Source organism: Marinobacter sp. DUT-3 (genome assembly GCF_050379435.1).
In the GTDB taxonomy this organism is placed as follows: Bacteria; Pseudomonadota; Gammaproteobacteria; order Pseudomonadales; family Oleiphilaceae; genus Marinobacter.
Window position 1 is genome coordinate 21,689 of record NZ_JBNRMG010000021.1, and the last position, 7,395, is coordinate 29,083.

Sequence of the window (7,395 nt, forward strand, 5' to 3'; positions counted from 1 at the left end):
AAGGATAGCCGATAGATCGTCAAGGTACAGAATCTCTCGCTGGTGTAGAATGCGCGGATGAATAAACTCAACCCCAGACAGAATGAAGCAGTGCGCTACGCCGACGGCCCCCTGCTGGTTCTGGCCGGTGCCGGCAGTGGCAAAACCAGCGTTATTACCCGCAAAATCGCCTATCTGATTGAACAGCTGGGCATTCCGGGGCGCCACATTGCCGCTGTTACCTTCACCAACAAGGCGGCGCGCGAGATGAAAGAGCGCGTGGGCCGCATTGTAGACCGAAAACAGACCCGCGGGTTGATCGTGTCCACGTTCCACAATCTCGGCCTGAACATGATCCGGGAGGAGCACCCGCACCTGGGCTACCACCCCGGCTTTTCCATCTTTGACGCCGAGGATGCCAAAGCATTGTTACAGGATCTGATGATGCGGGAGGACAGCGCCGACGCCGGCGATGAACTCTCCGACATCCAGATGACCATTTCCTCCTGGAAAAACGCCATGCGCGGGCCGGAGGAAGCCTGGAGCAAGGCGGCGGATGAACGCGAGCAACGTATTGCCCTCATCTACAAAAGGTACAACGAATACCTCAAGGCCTACAACGCGGTGGATTTCGACGACCTGATCCTGCTGCCGGTGCAACTGTTCCGTAGCCACCCGGACGTGTTGGCCAAATGGCGCCGCAAGATCCGTTACATGCTGGTAGACGAGTACCAGGACACCAACGTGTGCCAGTACGAACTGGTCAAACTGCTGGTGGCGGAACGGGCGGCGTTTACCGTGGTCGGCGACGACGACCAGTCCATCTACGCCTGGCGTGGCGCGCGCCCGGAGAACCTGGCGCAGCTCAAGGAAGACTTCCCCAGCCTGAAAATCGTCAAGCTGGAGCAGAACTACCGTTCCACCGGGCGGATTCTGCGCAGCGCCAACACGGTGATCGCCAATAACCCCCACGCGTTTGAAAAGGCCCTGTGGAGTGACCACACCATTGGCGAAGAAATCCGCATCGTCCGTTGTCGTAGCGAGGACGCCGAAGCCGACCGCGTGGCCACTGAAATTCTCGACCAGAAGCTGAAAAAAGGCCTGGCCTTCAAGGATTTTTCGGTGCTTTATCGCGGCAACCACCAGGCGCGGCTACTGGAGATGAAGCTGCAGGCTTACCAGATCCCCTATCGCATCTCCGGCGGCCAGTCGTTCTTCTCGAAAAACGAAATCAAGGACGCCATGTCGTACCTGCGGCTGCTGATCAACCCCGATGACGACGCCGCGTTCCTGCGGGTGGTCAACGTGCCGCGCCGGGAAATCGGACCGCGCACCCTGGAACAGCTCAGCCACTACGCCCGCGCCCGCAACGTCAGCCTGTTCAAGGCCCTGGGCGATATGGGAGCGGAAACCCACGTGACCGAGAAAGGCCTGGACCGTCTGCGGCGTTTTGCCCACTGGGTCGACTACATCTGCGAGCGGGTACACAGGGAAGATCCGATACCGGTGATCAAACAGCTGTTTACCGACATTGAATACGAGGAATGGCTCCACCAGCACTCCGGCACGCCCAAACAGGCGGAGCGCCGCATGCAGAACATATGGTACCTGGTGGAGTCGATCCAGCGCATGCTCGATGACGGCAAAGGCACCGCCGACGAACTGGGCATCGAGGATGCCATCAGCAAGCTGATCCTCCGCGATATGATGGAACAGCGGGAAGAAGAGGATGACAGCGATAAAGTCCAGCTCCTCACCCTGCACGCGTCCAAGGGCCTGGAATTCCCCCACGTCTTCATCATGGGGCTGGAAGAGGAAATCCTGCCCCACCGCGCCAGCATCGAAGAAGGTAATATTGAGGAAGAGCGGCGGCTTATGTACGTGGGCATCACCCGTGCCAGGGAGACGCTGACTCTCACCTACGCTGCCCAGCGCAAGCAGTACGGCGAAAAGATCGAAACCATTCCCAGCCGGTTTCTAGACGAACTGCCGGAAGAAGACCTGAAATGGGAAGGTCTGGGCGACCTGGATGTCGAAGCCAACCAGAAAAAAGGCAAAGCCACCCTGAGCGCGCTGCTGGGGGATCTCGGTACCTAGTTATCGATTTCTGTCAGACAATATTTCAAAAAACTGCCGAACAACTGAAACCATTTCTGCTCCCCGAACGTAGGGTATATGGGTTGGGCTGTAACCGCCCCGCCCTCCTTACCGACAAAAACAAGATCGAGGAGCACAGGATGAACTGGAACAAGAACCTTCTGCACCGTCATATCGCTCTGGCCCTAGGCACACTGGCCCTGTCCGCTTGTGGCGGTTCGTCCGGCGATGACAACGCATCATCCGAGCCGAGCCAAAGCCAGCAGGAGTCAGCCGTTGCCGGGGATCAGGCCAGGGCGGAAAGCGAGCCCCTGCCGACCTTCAAAGATGACTACTCCCCCACCGGCGCCTTCAGCGACCCCTTTGCCGAGCCCACTATTATCGTGGATGGCAACGCCGTGGAAACTGACGAGAAATGCGTGACCAACGCCGAGGGCCTGCAGGAATGCAAGCCCGCGGCCGGTACCATGGCACTGCTGGAGGATGGCCGCATTCTTTACCTGAACGCCCTGGAAGGCACCGAGAACGTGGAGCTTTCCATCGTCGCCGAATTCGGCGAGGTGTCCATCAACGATCAAAGCCGGTTACTGTCATTTGATGACAACGAGCAGCCCCAATGGTTCAAGCCCAACCCACTGCGTGCGGGAGCCAACCCCGACGGCAATGACAGTGAAACCCTGCTCAACGGCACGCCGCTTGATGGCGTGATTGATACCGCCGACAACACCGACAAGAACGATGGCGCCTTGTTCTGTTCGGACGTCATTGGCCTGGCCGATGGCAGTGTTATGGCCGTCGGTGGCACGGATTACTACTCCGAGCCGGGCGTTGACGGTCTGCCCCTGGGTGCCGCGGAGCTTGAGGGTATCAAGAACTCCCGCATCTTTGACGCCGAAACCAACACCTGGACGCAAAGCGGCGACATGAATTACGGCCGCTGGTATCCCTCCCTGGTCACCCTGCCGGACAGCAAAGTTTTTGTCGCCAGTGGCGTCACCAAACTGCTGAAACCCGTCTATCCGGAAGACCCGCTGAATTCCGGCCGCAACGTGGTTCAGACCGAAACCTACGATCCGTGCAGCGGGACCTGGACCCAGAACCCGTCCACGGCTGACCGCTCCCTGCCGCTGTATCCTCGCCTGCACCTGCTCCCCAACGGGCACGTGCTCTACAACGCCGGCGGCCAGGCCTTCAACCCGTTTGGCCAGGGTTACGACCAGGCCCTGTGGAACATCGTGGCCACTTTTAATCCGGAGGAACAGAGCTGGACCGATATCGGCTACGCCGGCCTGCCCCTGCGATTGGACGAAATCGGTCTGGGCGAACTCAGCAGCACTCTGAACATCACCAACCTATCGCAGGAGCAAGGCTCTTCACTGCTGGGCGACGTCCTGGGTTCGGCCTCGGACCTGCTGACAGCCGCCAGCGAGCTGAACGTGGATGAAGAAACGTTGAAAACCGCTATTGCTGGCGGCATGCGAGGCTCCACCTCTTCCACCATGCTGCCGCTGAAGCCCAATGAAAACGGCGAGTACACGGATGTCGAACTGTTGACCGCAGGCGGCGTACCCAGCTATGCCCTGCTCACCAACCCGGGCGGTTACCTGCCAACCGACCAGAGCCGCATCGACACCGTGCGCACCAATGGCGACGACATCGAATACGAGTCTCGCCTGACCGGATCGCTGAATCAACCGCGCTGGTATGGCACTAACGTGGTCATGCCCGACGGTACGGTCATGGTGTTCAGCGGCGGCACACGGGATGGCGTGGTGGCGCCGGGCCTGGAAGGCCCGATCATGACCGCGGAGAAGTTTGATCCGGAAACCGGTACCTGGACGGAAATGGCCATGGGTAAACGCCCACGGACCTACCACAATACCGCTGTGCTGTTGCCGGATGGCCGGGTTCTGGTTGGCGGTCACGCGCCGATCAACACCGCCTACCTGTCCCACATCAATCTGGAAGATTTTGGCCTATCTCCAAACGATGGCCGCGATCCCAGCTTCGAGATCTATACCCCGCCGTACGCCATGCGTAACGACCGCCCGGAAATCCTCAGTGCGCCGGAAAGTCTCGAGCCAGGGGATGAGTTCACCATTCAGGTGGACCAGGCCGAAGCGATCGACAAAGTGCTGCTGATGCGCCGTACCGTCATGACCCACCTGATTGACGGCGACCAGCGCACCATTGAACTGCCGGTACAGTCCCGCAACGGTCGTAACCTGCGCCTGAAAATGCCGGAGACCAGCAGTGTTGTTCCCGCCGGTAAATACATGCTGTTCGCCAGTAAAAACACCGATGAAGGTCGCGTGCCGTCGGTTTCCGCCCCGGTCACGGTGACCAACAGCGCCCTGGAGTGCAGCGGTGACACCCAGATGGTGGACGATACCAGCGATGACGATAGCCTGATCGACAATCTGGTTGGCCAGCTGTAGGAGGAAGTATGAGACGCAAGGTCCTTCAGCGCGCACGATCCGCCAGCATAACAATGCTGACGACTGGCGCGGTCATTGCCACTCTGGCGCCCGTACCGGGCATGGCTCACCAACCTCCGGGCGCCGAGGGCGCCCCGGAGGGGATCCTTCGGGCCAGCATCGTCCATGAGGGCGGGGTCGACGCCATGCAGGTGATGATCCTCGACGCACCACAACCGGCGATCATGTTGAGCTATCGGGGTGAGGAGACCCTGACCGTTCTTGACAGCGACAACCAGCCGTTCCTGCGTTTCCACGGCGATCGTGTCGAAGCGAGTACGCAAAGTCGTCACTGGCAGACGCTGCCACAGAGCAAGGGCAGCGAGCCGGGTTCAGAAACTTCCTGGGTGCAGGTGTCAGGGTCCGGCAGCTTTGGCTGGGTAGACCCCAGACTTACGGCGCACACCGAGGGCCGCCCGGACCAGACTACTGACTGGCACATTCCTGTCAAACCCGAAGCAAGCGACAGCACCGCCATCACCGGACGTCTGTCCTGGCGACCACTGGCTAACCACGCCAGTAACACCCAGCCCTGAACGAAGAAAGCCCCGCATCAGCGGGGCTTTCTTTACATTACCGAGGCAGTGAATTATTCGCTCTCGGACACCATATATTCTACCGCAGCCTGAATTTCCTCATCGGAACAGTTGCTACAGGCACCTCTGGGGGGCATGGCGTTAAAGCCGTTAATGGCGTGATCTACCAGAGTTTCCAGTCCCTTGTCGATGCGGCCACTCCAGGCGGCGGCGTCACCCTTCTTAGGTGCACCAGCGGCGCCAGTCCCATGACAGGCCACACAGGCGGCATCGTAAACTTCGTTACCAGCGCGAGGTCCCGAGCTGGCGTCTGCTGCAGGCGCTGCCGCGGATCCGCAATCATCGCCCTGTACACAAACTTCACCCACCGGGGCAATGCGTGCACGGATTTCGTCTTCAACACTTGCCATTACGGCACCCGCTGTCAGGCCGAAGCCAAGCAATACAGCAGCCAGGACTCTCTTCATCTTCACAATGCACCTCGCATTTGAGCGTTATAATAATCAGTCGCCGCATTATAGCGACTGCGGCAAGGCAAAAAAACCAAAGAGCAAAATCATCGACTGATTTCAACCATTTTAGTTGCCGTTTCGTAAGCATCTGAGCCTTTGACGCTCATTCCGGGTACCATAGTAACCACCCATTCATCGGGGAACACAGGATTATGCGACAAGCCGAACAATCACCCCACCCACTTCGCAAACCCTTGCTGATACTGGAATTTGCCTCGCTGGCACTGTTGCTCGTTTCCATGGCGTGGTTTTCGGGACGTGCCGATGATGGCGCCGCACTGAGCCCCGGATGGCTGTTAATTCCGGCCATCGCCAGCCTCGCGGTTTTCTGCAGCTTTATCGGCCTGATGTATCTGCGCTGGGTTGCCGCGGCACAAGCCGACCACAAGACCCGTCACAAGATCGTCTTCGCGTTGCTCGCCCTCACCCTTATGGGTGTCTGGTTATACGGCATCGTTAATACCTGGATCAGCCTGAACGTCTAATAAGGAATAGCGGATATGGATACATCCCGCGGCGCTTCGTCCCGATTTAGCTTTGCGCTCATCCTGCTGGCCACAGCCTGCCTGCTCCCTGCCCTGGCCCATGGGCAGTCTGGTGAAGAAGTCGCGACCATGGATGATCTGACCCTGGAAGACTGTGCACTGATTGACGACGGCATTCAGCGCCTGGCCTGCTACGATCGCATTAACGCTCCCGGGAAAGCGCAGGAAACGGCCGAACCGGAAGAAACACGACAAGCGCAAGAAGCTACCGATACTCTCGAATATGACGAGCCAGGCGAGGTCGCGGAGGATGAAGCGGTTGTCGAGGACGCTACCGCCGACGCCGGGGATGAGGATAGCGGTGTCATGGCCGCGCTGGTCAAGCGCTACACCGCCACAGAAAAGGCGATCTTTTCCTTCTCTGGCAGTTTTGTGGGTCACCGCCCCACCTATATCCTGCCCTTTACCTGGGTGGACACACCGAATGAGGTTCCCGTCAGCCCACGACTGGGAGGAAGCCCCTACGACCATTCCGTCAACAATGAGGAAGCCAAGTACCAAATCAGTTTCAAGGTGCCGTTGCTGACAGGCATGCTGGATGATCGCACCACGCTGTGGTTTGGCTACACCCAGCAATCCTTCTGGCAGGTGTACAACACCGATGAATCGGCACCTTTCCGGGAAACCAACTACGAGCCGGAAGTCTTCCTGCGCTACCAGGCGAACTACGATATCGGCCCGGGCACCCTCAGCGGTGTCACCCTGGGCATTAACCATCAGTCCAATGGGCAATCGGAGCCCCGTTCCCGCAGTTGGAACCGAATCATGACTTCTATCGGGTACAGTTACGATCGCTGGCTCTTTCTGGTGCAGCCTTGGTATCGAATACCGGAAGACGAGAGTGAGGATGACAACCCCGACATTGAACGCTTTGTTGGTCACGCGGACTATCTGGCGGTCTACAAGCTGACCGAGGACCGCACGCTTTCCCTGAAGCTGCGAAACAATCTGCGCTCCGAGGATAACAAGACGTCGGTGGAGTTTGGTTACAGCTTTCCGATGGGGGACACCCTCAGGGGGTTCTTCCAGTACTACAACGGGTATGGGGAGAGTCTGATTGATTACAACGAGAGGATTCAGCGGATTGGTATTGGCATTATGCTGAATGACTGGCTCTGAGGCTCCTTACAATACCAATCAGAACAACCAGCTCTGAGCTTTCGGTGCGAGGCCAGTCAGGCGGAGATCTTTGTCAGAAACACGCTGTAAATACATCCCTGTACGCTTGGGCTCCGCCATCCATGGCTCC

6 protein-coding genes are annotated in these 7,395 nt (G+C 58.6%); 5 read left to right on the forward strand and 1 reads right to left on the reverse strand.

Translation table 11 applies throughout. The annotated features are described in order from the left end of the window. The first annotated feature begins 57 nt into the window (after positions 1-57). The 3 genes from rep to ACQUWM_RS18960 all read left to right on the forward strand — a co-directional run bounded on the left by rep (position 58) and on the right by ACQUWM_RS18960 (position 5,089). Positions 58-2,076 (forward strand): DNA helicase Rep, encoded by a 2,019-nt coding sequence (gene rep / locus ACQUWM_RS18950; RefSeq protein WP_407001437.1) that lies wholly within the window; start codon positions 58-60, stop codon positions 2,074-2,076. A gap of 140 nt (positions 2,077-2,216) precedes the next feature. Continuing rightward, complete coding sequence (locus ACQUWM_RS18955; protein ID WP_428923129.1) at positions 2,217-4,514, forward strand: galactose oxidase-like domain-containing protein; 2,298 nt, start codon at positions 2,217-2,219, stop codon at positions 4,512-4,514. An 8-nt stretch (positions 4,515-4,522) separates the two neighbouring features. Beyond that, entirely contained in the window at positions 4,523-5,089 is a 567-nt protein-coding gene (locus tag ACQUWM_RS18960; RefSeq protein WP_428923130.1) for a hypothetical protein, read from the forward strand. 53 nt (positions 5,090-5,142) lie between these two features. On the opposite strand, the gene ACQUWM_RS18965 is transcribed toward ACQUWM_RS18960, so the two are convergent. Further along, positions 5,143-5,556, reverse strand: coding sequence for a c-type cytochrome (locus ACQUWM_RS18965; RefSeq protein WP_407001440.1), 414 nt, complete (start codon positions 5,554-5,556; stop codon positions 5,143-5,145). A 197-nt stretch (positions 5,557-5,753) separates the two neighbouring features. On the opposite strand from ACQUWM_RS18965, the gene ACQUWM_RS18970 reads away from it, so the two are divergent. Continuing rightward, on the forward strand, positions 5,754-6,086 hold the full coding sequence (locus ACQUWM_RS18970; protein WP_407001441.1) for a hypothetical protein: 333 nt from the start codon (positions 5,754-5,756) through the stop codon (positions 6,084-6,086). 15 nt (positions 6,087-6,101) lie between these two features. Next, the gene (locus tag ACQUWM_RS18975; protein ID WP_407001442.1) at positions 6,102-7,265 is read left to right on the forward strand and encodes a phospholipase A; all 1,164 of its coding nucleotides are present in this window, start codon (positions 6,102-6,104) and stop codon (positions 7,263-7,265) included. Positions 7,266-7,395 lie beyond the last annotated feature (130 nt).

Excerpts from the sequence above, each read along its gene's own strand:
- rep (WP_407001437.1), top strand. The coding sequence starts at position 58 with ATGAATAAACTCAACCCCAGACAGAATGAAGCAGTGCGCTACGCCGAC.
- ACQUWM_RS18955 (WP_428923129.1), top strand. The coding sequence starts at position 2,217 with ATGAACTGGAACAAGAACCTTCTGCACCGTCATATCGCTCTGGCCCTA.
- ACQUWM_RS18960 (WP_428923130.1), top strand. The coding sequence starts at position 4,523 with ATGAGACGCAAGGTCCTTCAGCGCGCACGATCCGCCAGCATAACAATG.
- ACQUWM_RS18965 (WP_407001440.1), bottom strand. The coding sequence starts at position 5,556 with ATGAAGAGAGTCCTGGCTGCTGTATTGCTTGGCTTCGGCCTGACAGCG.
- ACQUWM_RS18970 (WP_407001441.1), top strand. The coding sequence starts at position 5,754 with ATGCGACAAGCCGAACAATCACCCCACCCACTTCGCAAACCCTTGCTG.
- ACQUWM_RS18975 (WP_407001442.1), top strand. The coding sequence starts at position 6,102 with ATGGATACATCCCGCGGCGCTTCGTCCCGATTTAGCTTTGCGCTCATC.